Source organism: Streptomyces sp. NPDC013317, from assembly GCF_055563155.1.
The window spans coordinates 46,139-66,064 of the sequence record NZ_JBVHDX010000021.1 but is presented as its reverse complement, the minus strand read 5'-3'; the positions used below and the strand labels follow the sequence as shown (position 1 = coordinate 66,064).

Annotated in this window: 19 protein-coding genes, 6 tRNA genes and 1 pseudogene; 16 read left to right on the top strand and 10 right to left on the bottom strand. The window is 73.3% G+C overall.

Annotated elements, in window-relative coordinates; all coding sequences use genetic code 11:
* Positions 1–66 precede the first annotated feature (66 nt).
* From ACZ3IJ_RS34255 to ACZ3IJ_RS34235, 5 genes are all read left to right on the top strand, one after another.
* Entirely contained in the window at positions 67–702 is a 636-nt protein-coding gene (locus ACZ3IJ_RS34255) for a GNAT family N-acetyltransferase (protein ID WP_391799696.1), read from the top strand.
* A 70-nt stretch (positions 703–772) separates the two neighbouring features.
* Complete coding sequence (cbiE, locus tag ACZ3IJ_RS34250; RefSeq protein WP_467474791.1) at positions 773–1,975, top strand: precorrin-6y C5,15-methyltransferase (decarboxylating) subunit CbiE; 1,203 nt, start codon at positions 773–775, stop codon at positions 1,973–1,975.
* 531 nt (positions 1,976–2,506) lie between these two features.
* The gene (gene cobT, locus ACZ3IJ_RS34245) at positions 2,507–6,025 is read left to right on the top strand and encodes a nicotinate-nucleotide--dimethylbenzimidazole phosphoribosyltransferase (RefSeq protein ID WP_467474789.1); all 3,519 of its coding nucleotides are present in this window, start codon (positions 2,507–2,509) and stop codon (positions 6,023–6,025) included.
* A 228-nt stretch (positions 6,026–6,253) separates the two neighbouring features.
* The gene (gene cobA / locus ACZ3IJ_RS34240; protein WP_467474787.1) at positions 6,254–7,495 is read left to right on the top strand and encodes a uroporphyrinogen-III C-methyltransferase; all 1,242 of its coding nucleotides are present in this window, start codon (positions 6,254–6,256) and stop codon (positions 7,493–7,495) included.
* A gap of 73 nt (positions 7,496–7,568) precedes the next feature.
* Positions 7,569–8,387, top strand: a complete 819-nt coding sequence (locus tag ACZ3IJ_RS34235) for a TrmH family RNA methyltransferase (RefSeq protein ID WP_467474785.1) — start codon at positions 7,569–7,571, stop codon at positions 8,385–8,387.
* 231 nt (positions 8,388–8,618) lie between these two features.
* Here the strand turns inward: ACZ3IJ_RS34235 and ACZ3IJ_RS34230 are convergent, their stop codons facing one another.
* Complete coding sequence (locus ACZ3IJ_RS34230) at positions 8,619–9,782, bottom strand: serine/threonine-protein kinase (protein WP_467474814.1); 1,164 nt, start codon at positions 9,780–9,782, stop codon at positions 8,619–8,621.
* Between the two features lie 195 nt (positions 9,783–9,977).
* On the opposite strand from ACZ3IJ_RS34230, the gene ACZ3IJ_RS34225 reads away from it, so the two are divergent.
* From ACZ3IJ_RS34225 to ACZ3IJ_RS34210, 4 genes are all read left to right on the top strand, one after another.
* Positions 9,978–10,211, top strand: a complete 234-nt coding sequence (locus ACZ3IJ_RS34225) for a hypothetical protein (RefSeq protein ID WP_137990476.1) — start codon at positions 9,978–9,980, stop codon at positions 10,209–10,211.
* Between the two features lie 186 nt (positions 10,212–10,397).
* Complete coding sequence (locus ACZ3IJ_RS34220; protein WP_352186502.1) at positions 10,398–10,565, top strand: hypothetical protein; 168 nt, start codon at positions 10,398–10,400, stop codon at positions 10,563–10,565.
* A gap of 191 nt (positions 10,566–10,756) precedes the next feature.
* Positions 10,757–11,701, top strand: a complete 945-nt coding sequence (locus ACZ3IJ_RS34215) for a phosphotransferase family protein (protein WP_467474782.1) — start codon at positions 10,757–10,759, stop codon at positions 11,699–11,701.
* 40 nt (positions 11,702–11,741) lie between these two features.
* Entirely contained in the window at positions 11,742–12,029 is a 288-nt protein-coding gene (locus ACZ3IJ_RS34210; RefSeq protein WP_361438827.1) for a TFIIB-type zinc ribbon-containing protein, read from the top strand.
* 58 nt (positions 12,030–12,087) lie between these two features.
* On the opposite strand, the gene ACZ3IJ_RS34205 is transcribed toward ACZ3IJ_RS34210, so the two are convergent.
* From ACZ3IJ_RS34205 to ACZ3IJ_RS34185, 5 genes are all read right to left on the bottom strand, one after another.
* Positions 12,088–12,162 (bottom strand) — tRNA-Val (locus tag ACZ3IJ_RS34205).
* A gap of 40 nt (positions 12,163–12,202) precedes the next feature.
* Positions 12,203–12,274: transfer RNA gene (locus ACZ3IJ_RS34200), tRNA-Val, on the bottom strand.
* A 39-nt stretch (positions 12,275–12,313) separates the two neighbouring features.
* Positions 12,314–12,385, bottom strand: a tRNA-Val gene (locus ACZ3IJ_RS34195).
* 1 nt (position 12,386) lies between these two features.
* A tRNA-Cys gene (locus ACZ3IJ_RS34190) sits at positions 12,387–12,460 on the bottom strand.
* A 39-nt stretch (positions 12,461–12,499) separates the two neighbouring features.
* Positions 12,500–12,572: transfer RNA gene (locus ACZ3IJ_RS34185), tRNA-Gly, on the bottom strand.
* A 452-nt stretch (positions 12,573–13,024) separates the two neighbouring features.
* Between ACZ3IJ_RS34185 and ACZ3IJ_RS34180 the strand changes: the two genes are divergently transcribed.
* From ACZ3IJ_RS34180 to ACZ3IJ_RS34170, 3 genes are read left to right on the top strand one after another with little or no spacing between them, the layout of a single operon-like run.
* On the top strand, positions 13,025–14,077 hold the full coding sequence (locus tag ACZ3IJ_RS34180; protein ID WP_467474780.1) for a chorismate-binding protein: 1,053 nt from the start codon (positions 13,025–13,027) through the stop codon (positions 14,075–14,077).
* Positions 14,074–14,904 carry an aminotransferase class IV gene (locus ACZ3IJ_RS34175; RefSeq protein WP_467474778.1) on the top strand — a complete coding sequence of 277 codons (831 nt, stop codon included), beginning with the start codon at positions 14,074–14,076 and terminating at the stop codon, positions 14,902–14,904. The genes ACZ3IJ_RS34180 and ACZ3IJ_RS34175 overlap by 4 nt, the downstream gene beginning before the upstream one ends.
* Positions 14,905–14,945: 41 nt before the next feature.
* Entirely contained in the window at positions 14,946–15,785 is an 840-nt protein-coding gene (locus tag ACZ3IJ_RS34170; protein WP_467474776.1) for a GNAT family N-acetyltransferase, read from the top strand.
* A gap of 43 nt (positions 15,786–15,828) precedes the next feature.
* Here ACZ3IJ_RS34170 and ACZ3IJ_RS34165 read toward each other — a convergent pair whose 3' ends face one another.
* Positions 15,829–16,344, bottom strand: coding sequence for a DsbA family protein (locus tag ACZ3IJ_RS34165; RefSeq protein WP_467474774.1), 516 nt, complete (start codon positions 16,342–16,344; stop codon positions 15,829–15,831).
* A gap of 168 nt (positions 16,345–16,512) precedes the next feature.
* On the opposite strand from ACZ3IJ_RS34165, the gene ACZ3IJ_RS34160 reads away from it, so the two are divergent.
* A complete protein-coding gene (locus tag ACZ3IJ_RS34160) occupies positions 16,513–16,944 on the top strand; it encodes a hypothetical protein (RefSeq protein WP_467474772.1) in 432 nt (143 codons plus the stop codon).
* 94 nt (positions 16,945–17,038) lie between these two features.
* Positions 17,039–17,191 carry a hypothetical protein gene (locus ACZ3IJ_RS34155; protein ID WP_467474770.1) on the top strand — a complete coding sequence of 51 codons (153 nt, stop codon included), beginning with the start codon at positions 17,039–17,041 and terminating at the stop codon, positions 17,189–17,191.
* A 16-nt stretch (positions 17,192–17,207) separates the two neighbouring features.
* Here the strand turns inward: ACZ3IJ_RS34155 and ACZ3IJ_RS34150 are convergent, their stop codons facing one another.
* Together ACZ3IJ_RS34150 and ACZ3IJ_RS34145 are read right to left on the bottom strand one after the other, a co-directional pair.
* A complete protein-coding gene (locus ACZ3IJ_RS34150; protein WP_391799708.1) occupies positions 17,208–17,765 on the bottom strand; it encodes a CGNR zinc finger domain-containing protein in 558 nt (185 codons plus the stop codon).
* 287 nt (positions 17,766–18,052) lie between these two features.
* Positions 18,053–18,466 carry an SsgA family sporulation/cell division regulator gene (locus tag ACZ3IJ_RS34145; protein ID WP_015032345.1) on the bottom strand — a complete coding sequence of 138 codons (414 nt, stop codon included), beginning with the start codon at positions 18,464–18,466 and terminating at the stop codon, positions 18,053–18,055.
* 189 nt (positions 18,467–18,655) lie between these two features.
* Between ACZ3IJ_RS34145 and ACZ3IJ_RS34140 the strand changes: the two genes are divergently transcribed.
* Both ACZ3IJ_RS34140 and ACZ3IJ_RS34135 read left to right on the top strand, forming a co-directional pair.
* Entirely contained in the window at positions 18,656–19,078 is a 423-nt protein-coding gene (locus ACZ3IJ_RS34140) for a TIGR02611 family protein (RefSeq protein ID WP_391799709.1), read from the top strand.
* Between the two features lie 54 nt (positions 19,079–19,132).
* A tRNA-Val gene (locus ACZ3IJ_RS34135) sits at positions 19,133–19,207 on the top strand.
* Positions 19,208–19,279: 72 nt separating this feature from the next.
* Here the strand turns inward: ACZ3IJ_RS34135 and ACZ3IJ_RS34130 are convergent.
* Positions 19,280–19,827 (bottom strand): annotated as a pseudogene (locus ACZ3IJ_RS34130) (SCO7613 C-terminal domain-containing membrane protein).
* Between the last annotated feature and the right edge of the window lie 99 nt (positions 19,828–19,926).

Sequence of the window (19,926 nt, the reverse complement as noted above, 5' to 3'; positions counted from 1 at the left end):
GACGACTGCATGCTGCATGCTGTGCGTTCACGGTCGATTCGGACGGTCCACGGCATGGAGCTGCGCATGACTACCACCTTTCCGGACATCTCCATCAACACGGACCGGTTGGTGCTGCGCGCGCTCGAAGAGGCGGACGCGCCCGCCCTCGCCGAGATGATGAACGACGAGATGGTCGCGGCCTGGACGGCCGTCCCCCAGCCCTTCACCGAGGACGCCGCGCTCCGCTGGATCACCGAGTACGCCCCCGCCGAGCGCGAGGCCGGCCGGGGCCTCGACCTCGCCGTCACGGAGTTCCTCACCCAGCGCCTCGTCGGCATCGTCCAGCTGGGCAAGACCAACTGGCACGTCAGGTCCACCGAGATGTCGTACATCGTCGCGCCCTGGGCCCGCGGCGAGGGATACGCCTCCGAAGCCGCCCTCGCCACCTCCCAGTGGCTCTTCGGCGACCAGGGGATCGAACGCATCGAGCTGCGCACCGCGGCCGACAACACCGCCTCCCAGCAGGTCGCCCAGAAGATCGGCTGCATCAGCGAAGGCGTCCTGCGCGGCGCCTGCATAGCCCGCACCCGCACCGAGGACGGCACCTGGGCCGACCTCCGCACGGACTTCATCGTCTGGGGACTGCTCCCCGAGGACCTGGAAGGCGTCGCCGACCAGATGGCGGAAGCCGGCTACTCCTCCTTCACCGACTGGAGCTGAGCCCGCAACCGAAGCCGGGTACCCTCGACACGCCCCCGACCTGCGACGAGACCTCAGGAGACAGACGACGATGGCCGACCGGGTCACGGTGATCGGCTGGGACGGCTCGCCCCTCACCGAAGCGGCCCGGTCCGCGCTCTCCGCCGCCACGCTCGTGGCCGGCGCCGCGCACCACCTCGCCCTGCCCGAGGTCCCGCGAGGAGCCGAGAGGATCCGCCTCGGCAGTGTCGACCTCGCAGCCCGCCGCATCGCCCTCCACCGCGGCACCGCCGTCGTCCTCGCCGACGGCGACCCCGGCTTCTTCGGCGTCGTCCGCACCCTGCGCGCCCCCGAGCACGGCCTGGAGGTCGAGGTCGTCCCCGCCGTCTCCCCGGTCGCCGCCGCCTTCGCCCGCGCCGGCATGCCCTGGGACGACGCCCGGATCGTCGTCGCCCACCAGCGCACCCTGCGCCGCGCCGTCAACGTCTGCCGCGCCCATCCCAAGGTCGCCGTCCTCACCTCGCCCGGTGCCGGACCCGCCGAACTCGCCCTTCTCCTCGACGGCGTCCACCGCACCTTCGTCATCTGCGAGGAGCTCGGGACGGACCGCGAGCAGGTCACCGTCCTCACCTCCGACAAGGCCGCCGACCACGCCTGGCGCGACCCCAACGTCGTCATCGTCATCGGCGGCACGGCCGGCGCCCCGCCCGGAGGCTGGCTGATGGGCCAGGAGACCCCTGCCGTACGCGGCTGGGCCCTGCCCCCGGACGACTCCGCCGCCGCCCGTCGCAGCGGCGAGGACCCCACCCTGCGCGCCGCCCAGCTCGCCCGCCTCGGCCCCCGCGTCGGCGACCTCGTCTGGGACATCGGCTGTGGGGGCGGCGCGCTCGCCGTCGAGGCCGCCCGCTTCGGCGCCGCGGTCATCGCCGTGGACGCCGACCCGGACGCCTGCGCCCGCACCGAGGCCGCCGCCCGCCGCCACGGCGTCCAGCTCCAGACCGTACGAGGCCGCGCCCCGCACGTCCTGGAGCGCCTCCCCGAACCCGATGTCGTGCGGATCGGGGGCGGCGGCGTACCCGTCGTCACCGCCTGCACCGACCGCAGGCCCGAGCGGATCGTCGCCCATGCCTCCACCCGCGACGAGGCGGAGGCCATCGGCGCCGCGCTCACCGAGGGCGGCTACACCGTCGAATGCGCCCTGCTCCAGAGCGTCGACCTCGACCCCGGCGACTGGTCGGAACGCGACCGCTCCGTCGCCTTCCTGCTCTCCGGACGCAGGTCGGCCCCGCTCTAGGGGGTGTCTTGTGGATCATGCCGGGCTCGCGACGTCTGGCACGCGCGCTCGCCGCGTTGTCGTCAGTCGTGGACGCTCCGCGTGGACTCCATCCTCCGCCGTGCGATCGCACGCTCCCCCAAGCTCTCGGCTGCGCTCGAGCAGGGAGGACCCCACGCCGCCGCTCCCTGATCCGGCCTGATCCACAAGACACCCCCTAGTCCCGCTGGAGCGAGGCCACCCGTGATCGAGCCGCCCCGCCCGGCCAGGTAGGCTGGCCGATCGTCGTACCGCACCCGGACCGTCGGCCTTTTGTTCGCCGATGTCCGGACGTAGTGGCCGCTTCCGGCCGCTGATGTGGTACGGAGCAACCGGGGGACGCGCGACGTGGCGCAGTCCACAGCAAACCGTGCCGGATCCGCCTGTCATGACGGCCGTTGGCCGCGACAATGCTGGGGTGTCCGCGCGTCATTCGTGCCGCACGGCGCGCACGCTCGTTCTTGTTGACGGGCGAAGGTCTGAAGGAGCACAACCGATGGGCGAGGGGTACGCATGACGGACACCGGCCAGGTCCCGGGCGAGGGGCTGCCGGAGAACGCAGGCATGGTCGAGCAGCCGGGCATCCCCGCTCCGGGCGCGTACACCTTCCTGGACCCCTCCGAGAGCGCAGCCGACGACGACGACCTGCTCCTGATGCCGGGTGCGCAGGGCGCGTGGAGCGAGCACCAGCCCGGCTCCGTGCCCGCGCCGCCCGTCGCCGTCCCCGCCCAGGTGACCGCGCAGGGCATGATGCCCGGCCAGCTGCCGCCGCTCGGCGACCCGCTGACGGACCCGCTGGCCGGACCGATCGCCGACGCCCTGGCCGCTCAGACCCCGATGGCCCCCGCGGCCCCTCAGGCCGCCCCCGCCGCCCCGGTCGCGCACGAGGTCGTCTCCACCCCCGCGCACGGTGTCCCGACGGCCCCGGAGGCCGCCCACGGCATGCCGATGGCGGCCGAGAACGTCCACCACGGCGTCTCCACCCCCGCGCACGGCGTGCCCGTCGCGCCCCAGGAGCCGTACGGCGCCGAGGTCGTGACCGACCACGGCTACGAGCCCGGGATCCTCGACACCGGCGCCCACGAGGCCGCGGGCCGCGACTCCGGGTCGGTGGACCTCAGCGGCGTCCGCGTGCCGCCGACGACCTCCGCCCCGACCCCGCCGCCCGCCCGCCGTCCCCTGCACCTGGGTCCGCCCATGCCGGAGAACAACGGGGGAGTCGTACGGTCCCTGGCCGACCGCGGTCCCGCCTCCGCCGTTGCGGCTCCCGCGCCCATGGCCGCGCCGGTCCCGGTCCCCGTCGCCGCGACGGCGCCCACCCCCGTCCCCAGCCGGGTCGCGGGTCCGCCGACCACCGGCCCCGAGTACCTCGACATCCCCCAGGAGCAGCCGGCCGCCCCGGCCGCCGCGCAGCTCGGCGAGACGCCGCCGCAGGGCGCCGTCCCGTGGGACTCGCAGCCGCAGACGTCCGTGCAGCAGCCGATGCCCGCAGAAACGGTCGGTCAGTTCGTCCAGGTCGAGGGCACGGTTCCGACCACCCCGCACCTGGCGCCGACGCAGGCCGCCGAGCAGACGGTGGCCGAGGAGCCCGTGGCCGAGGAGCCCGTCGCCGAGGCTCCGGCCGTGGCGGAGGAGCCCGTCGTGGCCGAGGCGGCTCCCGTCGCCGAGGCGCCCGCGGAAGAGGCCGTGCCGATCGAGGCGTCCGTGGAGGAGGCCCCCGTGGTCGTCCCCGCGCCGCGCGACGGCGGCCCGGCCGCCGCCGTACCCGTACCGCAGGCCGAGGAAGCCGCCGTCGAGGCGCTTGAGGAGCCCGCGGCCGCCGAGGCCGCCGCCGAGCCCGTGGCGGACGAGCCGGTCGTGGACCAGCAGGTCGTGGACCAGCCGGTCGCCGAGGAGCCCACCGCAGCGGAACCGGTCGCCGAGCAGGCCGAGTCGGCCGACTCGGCCGAACCGATCGAGAACGCCGAACCGATCGAGAACGCCGAACCGATCGAGAACGTCGAACCGATCGAGAACGCCGGGCCCGTCGAGGAGCCCCCGGCGCAGGCGCCGTCCGAAGAGGCGGTCGCGGTCGCCGAGGAGCCGGTGGTCCAGGAGCCCGCCGCCCCGGGGGACGCGGTCGAGCAGCAGCACACGGACGGGGCCCTCGCCGACCCGGCGCCCGCCGCCGCGGCTGACGAGGAGGCGGCCGAGACCGAGGCGGCCGAGACCGAGGCGGCCGAGATCGACGCGGCGGACATCGAGACGGTGGAAGCCGAGACGGCGGACGTCGACTCGGTGGACGTCGAGCAGCCCGTCGGCGCACCGGCGCCGGGGTACGCCGACGCCGAGCGCGAGGCCGTGCTCCGCGTCATGCGCGAGCGCCGCGACATCCGCAACGGCTTCCGCTCCGACCCGATCCCGCACGAGGTGCTGCTGCGCGTCCTGGAGGCCGCCCACACGGCCCCCAGCGTCGGTCACTCCCAGCCCTGGGACTTCGTGGTCATCCGCTCCGCCGAGACCCGCCGGAGCATGCACGAACTCGCCCAGCGCCAGCGCGAGGCCTACGCCAAGTCGCTGCCGAAGGCCCGGGCGAAGCAGTTCAAGGAACTGAAGATCGAGGCCATCCTCGACACCCCGGTCAACATCGTCGTGACCGCCGATCCCACGCGGGGCGGCCGGCACACCCTCGGCCGCTACACGCAGCCGCAGATGGCGCCGTACTCGTCCGCGCTCGCCGTCGAGAACCTCTGGCTCGCCGCCCGCGCCGAGGGCCTCGGCGTCGGCTGGGTCAGCTTCTTCGACGAGCGCGAGATGGTGCGGTCCCTCGGCCTGCCCGAGCACCTCGAAGTGGTCGCGTACCTGTGCGTCGGCTACGTCGACGAGTTCCCCGAGGAGCCCGAGCTCATGCAGGCGGGCTGGTCCAAGCGCCGCCCGCTCTCCTGGGTCGTCCACGAGGAGACATACGGCCGCAGGGCACTGCCCGGCGAGGAGCCGCACGACCTGCTCCAGGAGACCGTCGCCAACATCCGCCCGCTGGACGCCAAGGCGCTCGGCGAGGCGTGGGAGCGGCAGAAGCGCATGACGAAGCCCGCCGGGGCGCTCGGCATGCTGGAGATCATCGCCGCGCAGCTCTCCGGGCTCTCCCGGATGTGCCCGCCGCCGGTCCCGGAGCCTGCGGCCGTCGCGATCTTCGCCGGCGACCACGGCGTGCACGCCCAGGGCGTCACCGCCTGGCCCCAGGAGGTGACCGGCCAGATGGTCGCGAACTTCCTCGGCGGGGGAGCGGTCTGCAACGCCTTCGCCAACCAGGTGGGCGCCGAGGTCTGTGTGATCGACGTCGGTGTCGCCTCCGACCTGCCGGCCACCCCCGGCCTGCTGCCGCGCAAGGTCCGCGCCGGCACGGGTGACTTCACGACCGGTCCCGCGATGACCCGCGAGGAGGTGCTCGGTGCGATCGAGGTGGGCATCGAGACCGCCCGTGATCTCGTGGCGGCGGGCAACAAGGCCCTGCTGACCGGCGAGATGGGCATCGCCAACACCACCGCGTCCGCGGCGCTGATCTCCGTGTACACGGCGGTCGACCCGGTCGAGGTCACCGGTCGCGGCACCGGCATCAACGACGAGATGCACGCCCGCAAGGTCGACGTGGTGCGACGCGCCCTCGACCTCCACAAGCCGGACCCGGCGGACCCGATCGGTGTCCTGTCGGCGGTCGGCGGCCTGGAGCACGCGGCGCTCGTCGGCCTGATCCTGGGCGCGGCCTCGCTGCGTACGCCGGTCGTCCTGGACGGCGTCTCGACGGGCGCGGCGGCGCTCGTGGCCCGGGCGATCGCGCCCGAGTCCCTGGCTGCCTGCATCGCGGGCCACCGCAGTGCGGAGCCGGGCCACGTGGCGGCCCTCAACAAGCTGGGCCTGCGCCCGCTGGTCGACCTCGACCTCCGCCTCGGCGAGGGCACCGGCGCCCTGCTCGCCCTGCCGATCGTCCAGAGCGCGGCCCGCGCGATGCACGAGGTGGCGACGTTCGACTCCGCGGGCGTGACGGAGAAGTAGCCACCCCGCCGTGACCGCAGTGCCCACCCGTCCCGCGCCGCGGAACGGGTGGGCACATCACCACGGCCCGGTGCGAGTCCCTCCCGGGCTCCACGGGCAGGGACATCCGTCACAGGCCGCCCGTCCCCGGTGACCGATATCGTGGGCACCGATCACGCACCGCGTCCCACCAGCCGCTTCACCGCCGCAGCGGCCCCGTACCCCGCCTCTCCGAGGAGCCGCACACCCATGGCCGACCCCGTCGAGACCGCCGCGTACCCCGCCTACCCCGTCGGCCTCCGCCTCTCCGGCAGGCGGGTCGTCGTCCTCGGCGGCGGCCAGGTCGCCCAGCGCAGGCTCCCCGCCCTCGTCGCGGCCGGCGCCGACGTCACGCTGATCTCCCCGTCCGCGACCCCGTCCGTCGAGGCGATGGCCGAGACCGGCGAGATCACCTGGGTCCGGCGCCGGTACGAGGACGGGGACATGGCCGACGCCTGGTACGCCCTCGTGGCCACCAGCGACCCCGTCGCCAACGCCGCGGCCTCCGACGAGGCCGAGCGGACCAAGACCTGGTGCGTGCGGGCCGACGACGCCGACGCGGCCACCGCCTGGACCCCGGCCACCGGCCGGAGCGAGGGCGTGACCGTGGCCGTGCTCACCGGCCACGACCCCCGCCGCTCCGCCGCCGTACGGGACGCCATCGTCGAGGGCCTGCGGGACGGTTCCCTCGCGGCCCCGCAGCACCGTTCGCGTACCCCGTTCGTGGCGCTCGTGGGCGGCGGCCCCGGCGACCCCGACCTGATCACGGTCCGCGGCCGCCGGCTGCTCGCCGAGGCCGACGTGGTCATCGCCGACCGCCTCGGCCCCCGTGACCTGCTCGACGAGCTGCCTCCGCACGTCGAGGTGATCGACGCGGCGAAGATCCCGTACGGCCGGTTCATGGCGCAGGAGGCCATCAACAACGCGCTCGTCGAGCACGCCAAGGCCGGGAAGTCGGTGGTGCGGCTCAAGGGCGGCGACCCGTTCGTCTTCGGCCGCGGCATGGAGGAGGCCCAGGCGCTCGCGGCGGAGGGCATCCCCTGCACCGTCGTCCCCGGCATCTCCAGCTCGATCTCCGTCCCCGGCGCGGCCGGCATCCCGGTCACGCACCGCGGCGTGGCCCACGAGTTCACCGTCGTCAGCGGCCACGTGGCGCCCGACGACCCGCGCTCCCTGGTCGACTGGGCCTCGCTCGCCAAGCTCACCGGCACGCTGGTGATCCTGATGGGCGTCGACAAGATCGGGAAGATCGCCGAGGCACTCGTCGCCCACGGCAAATCCCCCGAGACGCCGCTCGCCCTCGTCCAGGAGGGCACGACGGCCGCCCAGCGCCGCGTGGACTCGACGCTCGCCACGGTCGCGGAGACGGTGAGGGCCCAGGAGGTCCGCCCGCCGGCCGTCATCGTCATCGGCGACGTGGTCACGGAGAGCCCCGACAAGCTCGTGAAGTGACCCGTGGCCGGGGGTGATCGAACCCCTCGTCGCACACATTGGCACCGCACCCCGGACAAGGCAGTATCACCTCGTGGCCGAACTCATCACGATCGACGATCCCGACGACCCGCGCCTGCGCGACTACACCGGCCTGACCGACGTGGAGCTGCGCCGCAGGCGCGAGCCCGCCGAGGGGCTGTTCATCGCCGAGGGCGAGAAGGTCATCCGCCGGGCCCGGCAGGCCGGGTACGAGATGCGGTCGATGCTGCTCTCCGCCAAGTGGGTCGACGTCATGCGGGACGTCATCGACGAGGTCCCCGCGCCCGTGTACGCGGTGCAGCCGGAGCTCGCCGAGCGCGTCACCGGCTACCACGTGCACCGCGGGGCCCTCGCCTCCATGCAGCGCAAGCCGCTGCCGAGCGCCGAGGACCTGCTCCGTACGACCCGCAGGGTCGCCGTCATGGAGTCGGTCAACGACCACACCAACATCGGCGCCATCTTCCGCAGCGCGGCCGCCCTCGGCATGGACGCCGTGCTGCTGTCGCCGGACTGCGCGGACCCGCTGTACCGCCGCTCCGTGAAGGTCTCCATGGGCGCTGTCTTCTCCGTCCCGTACGCGAGGCTGGACACCTGGCCGCGCGGCCTGGAGGCGGTACGGGAGGCGGGCTTCAAGCTGCTCGCCCTCACCCCGGACGAGAAGGCCTCCCCGATCGACGTGGCGGCCCCGCACCGGCTCGAACGGGCGGCGCTGATGCTCGGCGCCGAGGGCGACGGCCTCTCCACGCAGGCGCTGCGCGCGGCGGACGAATGGGTGCGCATCCCGATGGCGCACGGCGTGGACTCGCTCAACGTGGGCGCGGCGGCGGCCGTCGCCTTCTACGCGGTGGCGAGCGGCCGCCCGCAGGACTGACCGCCGGCCCCTGCCAGGGCGTGCTTCGCCCTAGGGCCTGTCTTTCGGATCATGCCGGGCTCGCGACGCCTGGCACGCGCGCTCGCCGCGTTGTCGTCAGTCGTCGACGCTCCGCGTGGACTCCATTCTCCGCCGTGCGATCGCACGCTCCCCCAAGCTCTCGGCTGCGCTCGAGCAGGGGGGACCCCCACGCCGCCGCTCCCTGATCCGGCCTGATCCGAAAGACAGGCCCTAGCCCTGGAGCGCCTGCGCGGCCGCGATCCCCAGGGCGACGACCAGCGTCACCACGACGAACACGAAGAGCCGCTGCCGCAGCAGTCGCGGGTTGGCCGGACGGCGGCCCGTCGACGTCGTGCGCGCGCCACCGGGGCGGGACGGCGCGGGACGCCCGTTCGGACGGGACTGCGAGGCGCGCGCGGAGCCGCCGCCCGTGCGGGGCGCGGACGGCCGGGCGGCGGGGCCGCCCTGGTCCCGTCCCTGGGTCGTGCGCTCGGTGTAGCGCTCCGTCGGACGGCTGCCGGTCGACTGCTCCGTACGCTCCCGCTGCACCGGCGGACGGCTCGCGGGGAGCCCCTGCGCCTCGCGGGCGGCGATCTCCTTGAGCCGCATGGAGAGCTGGAGCGTGCTGGGCCGGTCCTCGGGGTCCTTGGCCAGACACGCCCGCACGAGCGGGGCCAGCGCGTCCGGTACACCGCCGAGCTGCGGCTCCTCGTGGACCACCCGGTAGAGCATGACCTCCGAACTGCCATGGCCGAACGGAGAGTCCGCCATCGCCGCGTACGCCAGGGTGGCGCCGAGCGAGAAGACGTCCGTGGCCGGGGTGACGGCCGCGCCTCGCACCTGCTCCGGCGCCAGGAAGCCGGGGGAGCCGACCGCCGTGCCCACGTGGGTGAGGGTGCTGGCGCCGGTGGCCCAGGCGATGCCGAAGTCGATGATCCGCGGGCCCTTGGGCGACAGCAGGATGTTCGACGGCTTGAGGTCCCGGTGGACGACCCCGGCCTCGTGCACGGCGACCAGGCCCTCCGAGAGCGCCGCCCCGATCGCGGCCACGTCGGCGGCCCGCAGCGGCCCCTCCTCGGCGACCCGGTCGTGCAGCGACGGGCCGGGCACGTACTGGGTGGCGAACCACGGACGGTCGGCCTCCAGGTCGGCGGCGACCAGCCGGGCCGTGCAGCCGCCCCGGATCCGGCGCGCCGCGGACACCTCGCGCGCGAAGCGCGACCGGAACTCCTGGTCCTCGGCAAGATCGGGCCGGATCACCTTCAGCGCCACCCGCTGCCCCCGCCGGTCGGACCCCAGGTACACGACCCCCATCCCGCCGGCCCCGAGCCGGCGGTGGAGCCGGAACGACCCGACGATCCGCGGATCCTCGCGCCGGAGCCGCATCATCGCCATGTCCGTCCCCTCGTCCGTTCGACGTGGCACAGCTTACGTAGTGACGACCCGGTGTGCTCATAGGCCGCGCCCTCGCGCGCGGATCGATTGTCAGTGCTGGGGAGGACACTTGAGGGGTGGTCAGAAGGACGGCTCCGAGGCCCGTCCGGACCGCGGGATTCTCCAACATCCAATCGCAGAAGGGGGATTCGGACGATGAAGGGTGATCGTGTGGAGATAGTCGTGGACGCGGGGGACACGACACGGACGTACGAAGTGGTGGCATCCCGGGCAGGTCGGAGGGTGGAGACGGCCGTACGGCGGGGGGTCGTGGAAGTGAGCGAAGTCACGCGCACAGGGGTGGTCGTCCGGACGGCCCGGTTCATGGCGAGCCGGGTCCTCGCACTGGTCGAGCAGCCGGTCCCTCTCAGGGAAGACCCTCAGTCCTAGCCCGGCCCCTCCACCCAGGGGAGTACGCCGAACGTGGCTCGTCATCCTCCGGGAGGCCCGGAGATCGGTACGCGGGCATGACGTTCGCGCGGCGTCCGATCCCTAGTGTTGAAGTCAAGCGGCGGGTGCAGCACTCGTCCCCCGAGGTCAACACCCGCCGCTGCCAGACACGACAGGAGAGGACCCATGGCGTATTCGGCACCGCGGATCAGCACCCGACCTTCGGCCCGCCGTCACCCCCTGGTGGCGACCGCCATGGTCCTCCCTCTCGCGACCCTGCTGGTCGTCGCCTTCGGCGGCTGGGACGCAGTGGTCACTCAAGCGTCGTCCGTGGGCGTGATGCTGGGGCGCTGAGCGGCGCCCCGGACCCGGGAGAGCGGCCCGGGTCGGGGACATCCGGCCAACAACCCCGTGGGGACGGGGGTGCGGCGGACGGCAGCGTGTGGCCGGTCAGCTGGGGAGCTGACCGGCCCTCGCGCTTTCCCTGGGCCTCGCCGAGGCACCCGAGCCTGCCCGGACCCGCAGGCGGCGCGTACGCTCCCCGCGTGGAGCAGGCCGAACTCGAACGACTGGGCGCCCTCGCCCGCGACGCCGCGCACCGGGCCGACGGGTCCTGCCCGTGCGCCCCGCAGACGCGTACCGTCCTCGCCGACCGGGACGACGGCACCGTCGTCCGCCACGGAGGGGTCGTCGTGAAGGCCCACGCCCCCGGCACCGACCCCGACGAGCACACGGCCCGGATCGCCGTCGCCGCCCTCGACGCCCTGGACGGCATCCTGCTCCCGCCCCACGCCCACCCCGCCCCGCAGGTCTCAGGCAGGCCGGTCACCGCCTGGCCCTACGGCGTCCCGGTCGACCCCGAAGCCCCCGACGCGGCGCCCTGGGAGGACGCCGCCCGGCTCCTCGCCCGGCTGCACCGCACCCTGCCGCCTCCCGGCCTCCCGGCCATGCGGGCCCCTGCCAAGGCCGCGCTCGCGGTCGAGCGGATGCGCCGGGCCGACGGCGCGCCCCGCAACGCCGTCGAGGCCGTCCTGAGCGCCTGGCGCACCCTCCCCGAGCGGAACGAGAGGAAGACGGCGGGCCGCCTCCTCTGCCACGGCGACTTCCACCTCGGCCAGCTCGTGCGCGACCCCCGTACCCCCGGCCGCCCCTGGGTCCTCATCGACGTGGACGACCTCGGCCTCGGCGACCCCGCCTGGGACCTGGCCCGCCCCGCTGCCTGGTTCGCCGCCGGCCTCCTGCCCCCGGACGTCTGGTCCCGTTTCCTCGACGCGTACGTGCGGGCAGGGGGCCCCGCCGTCGCCGGTCACGCCCCCTGGGACCAACTCGACGTCCCCGCCCGCGCCCTGACCGTCCAGACGGCGGCGCTCGCCCTTGCCAAGTCGACCGCCGAGCGCCGGCCCCTCGACGAGGTGGAGGTCGTGATGATCGACACGTGTGCCCGAATCGGCTCACTCCGAACCGAGTTGGCCCGGCCTGCGTCCCCCTAAGCTGAAAGCACCATTCGAACGGCAGGGAGTTGAGCCGACCATGCAGTGTCCCAAGTGCCACGCAGCGATGCACACGTACAACCGCAACGGCGTCCAGATCGAGCAGTGCAGCGGATGCCGGGGGATATTCCTGGACTACGGCGAGCTGGAGGCCCTGACCCGGCTCGAGTCCCAGTGGGTGCAGCAGGCTCCGCCCGCGCCCGCCCCGCCGGCCTACCCGGCGCACGGCGCCCCCGCCGCCCCCGCGTGGGGAGCCCCGCACCACGGCGGCCACCACGGCGGTCACCACCACCAGCGTGGCTTCGGCCGGATGCTCTTCTCCTCCTGAGCCACGGCGGACACGACGGAGCCCCCGGCCGCGAGAGGCGACCGGGGGCTCCGTCGTATGGTGCGCGATACTGGGATTGAACCAGTGACCTCTTCCGTGTCAGGGAAGCGCTCTCCCGCTGAGCTAATCGCGCGGGACGGTCCCAAACCATACAGGACCAGGGGTTTGCTGCGTGCGCGATACTGGGATTGAACCAGTGACCTCTTCCGTGTCAGGGAAGCGCTCTCCCGCTGAGCTAATCGCGCGGGACGGTCCATGCGGACCGGATCTTCGGTTGTTCTGCGTGCGCGATACTGGGATTGAACCAGTGACCTCTTCCGTGTCAGGGAAGCGCTCTCCCGCTGAGCTAATCGCGCTTGGAGGTGGAGACGGGATTTGAACCCGTGTAGACGGCTTTGCAGGCCGTTGCCTCGCCTCTCGGCCACTCCACCAGGAGTGAATACAGGGGTTCGGGAAGATCCCCCACATCGAGCGGACGACGAGATTCGAACTCGCGACCCTCACCTTGGCAAGGTGATGCTCTACCAACTGAGCCACGTCCGCTTGTCGTTTCCGTTCCGCTTGCGCGTCCCGGCGACGTGTTGAACTCTAGCGGATTCCTGGGCCAGCACAAAAACGCGTTTCCGCAGCGTGCTGAGCTGCGCACGGAGCCGGGTGGCCGGGACCGTGCGCGCGACGTTCACTCCCCGTGTCCCCCAGGTGGCGCGCAGCCGCCTCGGGGGGGGCGCCTCAAGGGTGTCCGCCGCCCGCGGCCATGTGTGAGCTCCTCCGCCCCGCCCCGCGCGCCTGGAGCGTGTCCTTCGGATCATGCCGGGCTCGCGGGGCCCGGCACGCACTCCCCCGTAGCCCTTCGGGCACGGGAGGTGCCCCCCGCCGCGTTGTCGTCGGTCGACCGCACGCTCCCCCAAGCTCTCGGCCGCCCTTGAGCAGGGGGACCCCCATGCCCCCGCTCCCTGATCCGGCCTGATCCAAAGGACACGCCCTAGACTCGATTCGTGCACGACCTTGCTCCCCTGGCCCGCTTCGGCGGCCTCGTCGCGACCGATCTGCGGGACGTCACCAGCGACCCCGCGGCCCTGGACTCCGCCGGCTTCTGGGCCGTCTCCGCGGACTTCGAGGGCCGTCTGACCTGCGCCCGCTTCGGCGACGTACGGGTCGACCCGGTCCCCGCCCCCACCCCGGGCGCCTGGCGCGGCCCCGCCGCCGACGACTGGACGTCGTCCCTCGACCACGCCGCGTACACCGCGGGCGTCCGCCGTGTCCGTGAGCACATCGCGCGCGGCGAGGTCTACCAGGCGAACCTCTGCCGCGTGATGACCGCGCCGCTGCCCGACCCCGACGCGGCCGACGTCGACGCCCTCACCGCGCTCCTCGCGCGCGGCAACCCCGCGCCGTACGCCGGAACGATTCGGCTGCCCGCCCACGGGGTGGAGATCGCCACCGCCTCGCCCGAGCTCTATCTGCGCCGCACGGGTGCCACGGTCGAGTCCGGCCCCATCAAGGGCACCGGCCGCACCGCCGGGGACCTGCTGGAGAAGGACCACGCCGAGAACGTGATGATCGTGGACCTCGTGCGGAACGACCTGGGCCGGGTCTGCGCCACCGGCTCGGTCACCGTTCCCGAGCTCTGCGCCGTCGAGCCGCACCCGGGTCTGGTCCACCTCGTCTCCACCGTCCGCGGCGAACTCGACGAGAAGGCGGGCTGGCCGGAGCTGCTCGCCGCCACGTTCCCGCCCGGCTCGGTCACCGGAGCGCCCAAGTCGAGCGCCCTGCGGATCATCGAGGCCCTGGAGACCGCGCCCCGCGGCCCGTACTGCGGAGGCATCGGCTGGGTCGACGCCGACCGCCGAACCGCCGAGCTCGCGGTCGGCATACGGACCTTCTGGATCGACCGCCCCGAGGGCGTGCTCCGGTTCGGCACCGGCGCCGGCATCACCTGGGGGTCCGACCCCGAGCGCGAGTGGGCGGAGACCGAGTTGAAGGCGTCCCGGCTGCTGGCGGTAGCGTCGGGCGCGTACGAGGCGAGCGGAAAGGCCATTTCTCGATGAAACTCTGGGTCAACGGAGGACTGCGCGACGCCGAGGAAGCCCGGGTGTCCGTCCTGGACCACGGGCTGACGGTCGGCGACGGCGTCTTCGAAACGGTCAAGGCCGTCCGCGGCGAGACCTTCGCCCTCACCCTCCACCTGGAGCGCCTCACCCGCTCGGCGCGCGGCCTCGGCCTGCCCGATCCCGACCTGGACGAGGTCCGCCGCGCCTGCTCCGCGGTCCTGGAGGCCAACCCGATGGAGCTCGGCCGGCTCCGCATCACGTACACCGGCGGTCTCTCCCCGCTCGGCTCCGAGCGGGGAGACGAGGGTGCCAGCCTCGTCGTGGGCCTCGGCGAGACGGGCCGCCGCCCCGACTCCACCGCCGTCATCACGGTCCCCTGGACCCGCAACGAGCGGGGCGCGCTGACCGGCCTGAAGACCACCTCGTACGCCGAGAACGTCGTCGCCCTCGCCAGGGCGCGCGAACAGGGTGCCTCCGAGGCGCTGTTCGCCAACACGGTCGGGCAGCTCTGCGAGGGCACCGGGGCCAACGTGTTCGTCGTGATCGACGGCCGCATCCACACCCCGCCCGTCTCGTCCGGCTGCCTCGCCGGCATCACCCGCGCCCTCACGGTCGAGTGGACCGGTGCGGTGGAGGCCGACCTGCCCCTGGACGTCCTGGAGAGCGCGCAGGAGATCTTCCTGACCTCGACCCTCCGCGACATCCAGGCCGTGCACCGGGTCGACGACCGTGAACTGTCCCCGGCTCCGGGGCCGGTCACGGCGAAGGCGATGAGGATCTTCGACGAGCTCGCGGCGGCGAACACGGACCCGCACGCGCGATAAGGGGATGACGGACGGCCGCCAGGGTGGGTAGAACACCGGTGATGACCACCACCCTGCGGCCGGCCGAGCCGCTTCAGCAGACCCCCGACGGCGGGCGCGCACGCGCGTACGACGTCTGTGTGAACAGCCGCCGTGTCGGCTCCGTGCGCCTCACCACCGCACCCGGCTTCGGAGCCGGTGCCGGAGTGATCGAGGACCTCGGCATCGACGAGAAGGACCGTCGGCGCGGCCGGGGCACCGTCGCCGCGCTCGCCGCCGAGGAGGTGCTGCGCGGCTGGGGCTGCCGCGAGGTCCAGATCTCCGTACCGGCGCGGGCGGAGGCGGCGCTGCGGATGGCGGTGGCCCTCGGCTACACCGAACGCAGCCGGAACATGGTCAAGGACCTCCCGGCCGAGCCGCCGGCGCTGCCGCCCGGTCTCGAGGTCCGCCCCATGACGGAGGCGGAGTTCGGGCCGTGGAAGGCGGAGGCCCAGGAGGGCTTCGCGCAGAGCTGGATGGAGCGGGGTGTTCCCGAGGAGCAGGCCCGGGCCAAGGCCGACGCCAGCCACCGCGAACTGCTGCCGCTGGGCCTTCGCTCACCCGGGGCGGCGATCAGCGTGGCGGTGCGGGACGGGGAGACCGTCGGCCATGTATGGACGGGCGCCCGCGAGCTGGAGCCGGGTGTCCACGGCAGGTACGTCTACGACATCGAGGTCGCCGAGAGCCATCGGGGCCACGGCTACGGCCGCGCCCTGATGCTGCTCGCCGAGCGGGACACGCTCGGCGCCGGGGGAGACCGGCTCGGACTCCACGTCTTCACGGGCAACACCCCGGCGATCCGGCTCTACGATTCGCTCGGGTACCGGACGACGCACGTCAACAGCTTCAAGCCGTTGCTCTAGGGGTCCCCTGCGGGGCACCCCCTGGCCGCCCCGGCGCGGTCCGTCAGCCGGCGAGCAGGCGGTCGGTGATCTCCTCGATGCGCCCGCGCAGACCGTCCTGGCTCTGGCCACCGTCCAGGCGCTCGCCGCCGACGACGTAGGTCGGGGTGCCGGTGACCTTGATCGCCTTGCCCTCAGCCTGATCGGCGTCGACGGTCAGCAGATGCCGTCCGTCGATCAGGGCGGTGTCGAACTCCTCGGCGTCCAGGCCCAGTTCGCGCGCCACGTCCATGAGGAGCGGCTCGCCGCGCTCGCCCAGCTCCGCGGTCCTGGCCAGCAGCGCCTCCGCGTACGGCCAGCCCTTGCCCTGCTCGGCGGCCTCCTCCGCCGCCTGCGCGGCGGCATAGGCGTGCTTGTGCTTCTCCAGCGGGAAGTGCCGCAGCTGGACGTCGATCCGGTCGCCGTACTTCTCGCGCAGCGCGCGCACGTCGTCGAGCGCGCGGAAGCAGTCGGGGCACTGGAGGTCGAACCAGGCCTCCACGGTGACGGGGGAGGCGGACGGGGTGGTGGAGTCGCTCATGGGGGCAGTCTTCCAGCCCCCGCCGGCCCGGCCCAACCGGGACCTGGGGAGGAGATCCGGACGGGGTGACCCGGAGATCTCCCTGAGGTCCGCCCGGAGACATGGCCGTGGGCCGCTCCGGCGGTGCAGGATGGAAGGGACGTACCGCACCAGGCGCTGGAGGATCGCATGCTCGCCGAGACCATCTTTTCCGCGGTGTCCGTGGCGGGCCTGGGCATCGCCGCGATCACGGCGTACCGCAAGCGCTTCCTCGCCGCGGCACGGATCGCCGCCTACTCCCTGGTGCCCATCGGTCTGGTGATGACCGGGGCGGTGGAGTGGGCCTTCGACACGGCCTTCAGCCCGACCGCCTGGGCCGGTTTCGGCGTGCTCGGCGCGGCCTGGCTGCTCTTCGTCTCCACCCGTGCCGTCGAGCGGCGCAGGGCGGGGCGCCAGGAGGTCGAGAAGGGCGGGAAGGCCGAGCCGGGTGTCGTCGCTCCGGCCGCCTCGGCGCCCTCGCTCGGCCGCGGACAGCGCGGCGCGACCCCGAAGCCGCAGAGTTCCGCGGCGGCGGACGACTTCAGCGACATCGAGGCGATTCTGAAGAAGCACGGCATCTGAGAGGGCGCCTCATCCACGGGATGTGATGAACTCCCCCTTACGAGGGGCGTGTTGCGGGCCGTCCCGCGGGGCGCTGCGCCATGATCCCCCCGAGATGCTCGATACCTCGCGGGATCACGCCCCCGCCCCCACCGAAGAGCCGCGCGGTTGCCTGTTCGCGCTCTCCCAGCCACCGCTGATGATCTTCCTCGCGGTGATCGGCTTTCTTCTCCTGACGGCCGCCGTGCACGACCTCTTCCTGCTGTGACGCGGCACGCGGCCGCTCAGCCGGCCGCTTCCTTGCGGCGCGCCCGGTACGCGGCGACGTGCAGTCGGTTGCCGCAGGTCCGACTGTCGCAGTAGCGGCGTGAACGGTTGCGGGAGAGGTCGACGAAGGCCCGGCCGCAGTCGGGTGCCTCGCAGCGCCGCAGCCGTTCCTGCTCGCCCGCCACGATGATGAACGCCAGGGCCATGCCGCAGTCGGCACCGAGGTGGTCGGCCACCGAGGCGCCGGGTGCGAAGTAGTGCACGTGCCAGTCGTAGCCGTCGTGGTTGGTGAGCTGCGGCGTCGTGCCGGCGGCGGCGACGAGCTGGTTGATCAGCGTCGTCGCGATCCGGGCGTCCGGCGCGGCGAAGATCGCCGCGAACCTGGCCCGTACGCCCTGGACGGCCTTCAGGTCGTCCTCGTCGAGCTCGCGCACGTCGCTGATGTCGTGGGCCCGCACGAAGGTGCGCAGCGCCGGGACGTCCACGAGTTCGTCCTCGCGGTCGCCCTGGGGCGCGGTGTTCATCAGATCGACGACGGTGTCGAGGGCGATCCGGGTGTCGTGGGGAATCAGCACGATTCGCTCCCTGGCCTGCTGCGGGCGGGTGCCCGCAGATGTGCGCTGACTCTAGCGGCTTCGCCGCGCGGCACCGGGAGAGGTCCGAAAGCGGGCCGGTACGGGGCCGAAACCCCGCTCCGGCCGCGTGCCCGAGATCGTGGCCCGCGGTCGGTGGCCCCGAAACGGGCGTCGGCGCCCTCCTCCGCGCCGGCTGCGCGGTGAGGACGCCGATGTCTGCCGTATGCGATTGTCCGCGCGGCGCCGTCGCCCCGAGTCGGACGGCGCCGTGCGGCTCTCGGCCTGGCTCAGCTGTCGGCCAGGATGTGCGAGAGCTCCGTGTCGAGATCGAAGTGGCGGTGCTCGGTGCCGGGCGGCACCGCGGCGTCGGTCCGCTTCAGGAACGACTCCAGGGCCCTCGCCGGGGCCTCGAGCAGGGCTTCGCCCTCGGGGGAACTCAGCGCGATGCAGACGACGCCCTGACCGTGACTGCGGGACGGCCAGACTCTGACGTCGCCGGTGCCGGTGGGCCGGTGCAGCCCCTCGGCGAGAAGGTCGCGGGCGAAGACCCACTCGACCGTCTCTTCGGCTCCGGTGTGGAAGGTGGCGTGCACGGCATACGGATCGGCCGTGTCATACCGCAGGCCCGCGGGTACAGGCAGTGAGGACTCGCTCGACACAACGAGGCGCAGGTGCAGCTCGCAGCTGACCGTGGTGTTCATAAGCGCCAGGGCCTTTCGCTCAGTGTGCGCTCGGGGATTCGCACGTCGGCGAAATCGACATGCCACCTACGGTGCCGTTGTAAACCCCTCTGTCTGTTTTGTGATCGTTCAGGTAGCTCGTATGGGCGCGTGTAACTTTCGGTAATACCGCCATATGAGTGAGGTCGCTCGGTCCGGTAAGTTGGGACCATGAATGCGGAGAGTGACGAGCGCACCGGGGAGTCCGCGGCCGACGGGGAATCCGAGCTGGGATCCCGGGCCCCCGAGTTCATCAAGGCCCGGCGGACCCTGCACATGAGTTGGCAGGTCGGCGTCTTCATCGTCGGACTGGCGGTGGTCGGCGCGGGTGTCGTCATGCTGCCCCTGCCGGGCCCCGGCTGGCTGGTGATCTTCGGTGGCATGGCGATCTGGGCCACCGAGTTCGTCTGGGCGCAGCTCGTGCTCCGCTGGACGAAACGGAAGGTCACCGAGGCGGCACAGCGCGCGCTCGACCCGAAGGTCCGGCGGCGCAACATCATCCTGACGACGATCGGTCTGGTCATCGTCGGAGCGCTGCTCGGCTTCTACCTCTGGAAGTACGGCTTCGTCATGCCGTGGAAGATCGACGACTGACCCGGGGGACGGTCGGGGCACCGGCTGACATGCGGTAATGTTTGCGGTGCGCCCGGGCGATTAGCTCAGTGGGAGAGCGCTTCGTTCACACCGAAGAGGTCACTGGTTCGAACCCAGTATCGCCCACCACCCGGACCGAAGGCCCGGAGACTGGATCCAGTCTCCGGGCCTTCGGCGTTCCCCGGCACGGTGGCCGCCGGGTCACCGCATGCGGCCGAGCCGCTCCCGGAGCCGGCGGGCGTCCCGCAGCCGCTGCTCGTACGTCGCCCCGACGGCCAGGAGCAGCAGACCGGCGAGCGCGGGCGGCAGCCAGCGGGGAGCGCGCCGACGGCCTGGACGACGTACGGGGCCAGCTCGTGCAGCCCGTCGAGGGCGAGGACCGTACCGCCGAGCACCAGCAGGGCCTGGAGCCGGAACCGTGCCCCCAGCAGGGTCACCACGAGCGCGGCGACGCCGAGCAGCAGCGGGCGCGGCCAGTCCGGGTCCGCCCAGGCGGCGAGGAGACCGGGCACCAGCGTGGCGGCGAGACCGGGGCCGTACGCCACCCAGGACGAGGCCTGCGGGTCGCGGCGCCGCCGGAGCGCGCCGACCACGAGGGCGGGCACGGTGACGGGCAGCGTGTACGCCTCCGGTGTCGTCACCTCCCAGGCGGCCAGCCGCACCCAGGCCGCCAGGAGGAACAGTGCCCCTGCGGTCCACGAGGCGAGCGGACGGCGCTCGGGCCTGACGGCCGTGGCGGCGGCGATCACACCGGCCAGGGCGAGGGCGAGCGCCAGGACGGCCGGCCGGGAGGTGGCCGCCGTCGTGACCGCGAACAGCGCCACGGCGGCGCCGGTGACCTCCACCGG

What these genes read in the sequence shown, in the direction of transcription:
- ACZ3IJ_RS34220 (WP_352186502.1), top strand. Translation starts at nt 10,398, where the DNA reads ATGGCGTATTCGGCACCGCGGATCAGCACCCGACCTTCGGCCCGCCGT.
- ACZ3IJ_RS34160 (WP_467474772.1), top strand. Translation starts at nt 16,513, where the DNA reads ATGCTCGCCGAGACCATCTTTTCCGCGGTGTCCGTGGCGGGCCTGGGC.
- ACZ3IJ_RS34140 (WP_391799709.1), top strand. Translation starts at nt 18,656, where the DNA reads ATGAATGCGGAGAGTGACGAGCGCACCGGGGAGTCCGCGGCCGACGGG.
- ACZ3IJ_RS34225 (WP_137990476.1), top strand. Translation starts at nt 9,978, where the DNA reads ATGAAGGGTGATCGTGTGGAGATAGTCGTGGACGCGGGGGACACGACA.
- ACZ3IJ_RS34210 (WP_361438827.1), top strand. Translation starts at nt 11,742, where the DNA reads ATGCAGTGTCCCAAGTGCCACGCAGCGATGCACACGTACAACCGCAAC.
- ACZ3IJ_RS34170 (WP_467474776.1), top strand. Translation starts at nt 14,946, where the DNA reads ATGACCACCACCCTGCGGCCGGCCGAGCCGCTTCAGCAGACCCCCGAC.
- cobT (WP_467474789.1), top strand. Translation starts at nt 2,507, where the DNA reads ATGACGGACACCGGCCAGGTCCCGGGCGAGGGGCTGCCGGAGAACGCA.
- ACZ3IJ_RS34165 (WP_467474774.1), bottom strand. Translation starts at nt 16,344, where the DNA reads ATGAGCGACTCCACCACCCCGTCCGCCTCCCCCGTCACCGTGGAGGCC.
- ACZ3IJ_RS34175 (WP_467474778.1), top strand. Translation starts at nt 14,074, where the DNA reads ATGAAACTCTGGGTCAACGGAGGACTGCGCGACGCCGAGGAAGCCCGG.
- ACZ3IJ_RS34230 (WP_467474814.1), bottom strand. Translation starts at nt 9,782, where the DNA reads ATGGCGATGATGCGGCTCCGGCGCGAGGATCCGCGGATCGTCGGGTCG.
- cobA (WP_467474787.1), top strand. Translation starts at nt 6,254, where the DNA reads ATGGCCGACCCCGTCGAGACCGCCGCGTACCCCGCCTACCCCGTCGGC.
- ACZ3IJ_RS34255 (WP_391799696.1), top strand. Translation starts at nt 67, where the DNA reads ATGACTACCACCTTTCCGGACATCTCCATCAACACGGACCGGTTGGTG.
- ACZ3IJ_RS34155 (WP_467474770.1), top strand. Translation starts at nt 17,039, where the DNA reads ATGCTCGATACCTCGCGGGATCACGCCCCCGCCCCCACCGAAGAGCCG.
- cbiE (WP_467474791.1), top strand. Translation starts at nt 773, where the DNA reads ATGGCCGACCGGGTCACGGTGATCGGCTGGGACGGCTCGCCCCTCACC.
- ACZ3IJ_RS34145 (WP_015032345.1), bottom strand. Translation starts at nt 18,466, where the DNA reads ATGAACACCACGGTCAGCTGCGAGCTGCACCTGCGCCTCGTTGTGTCG.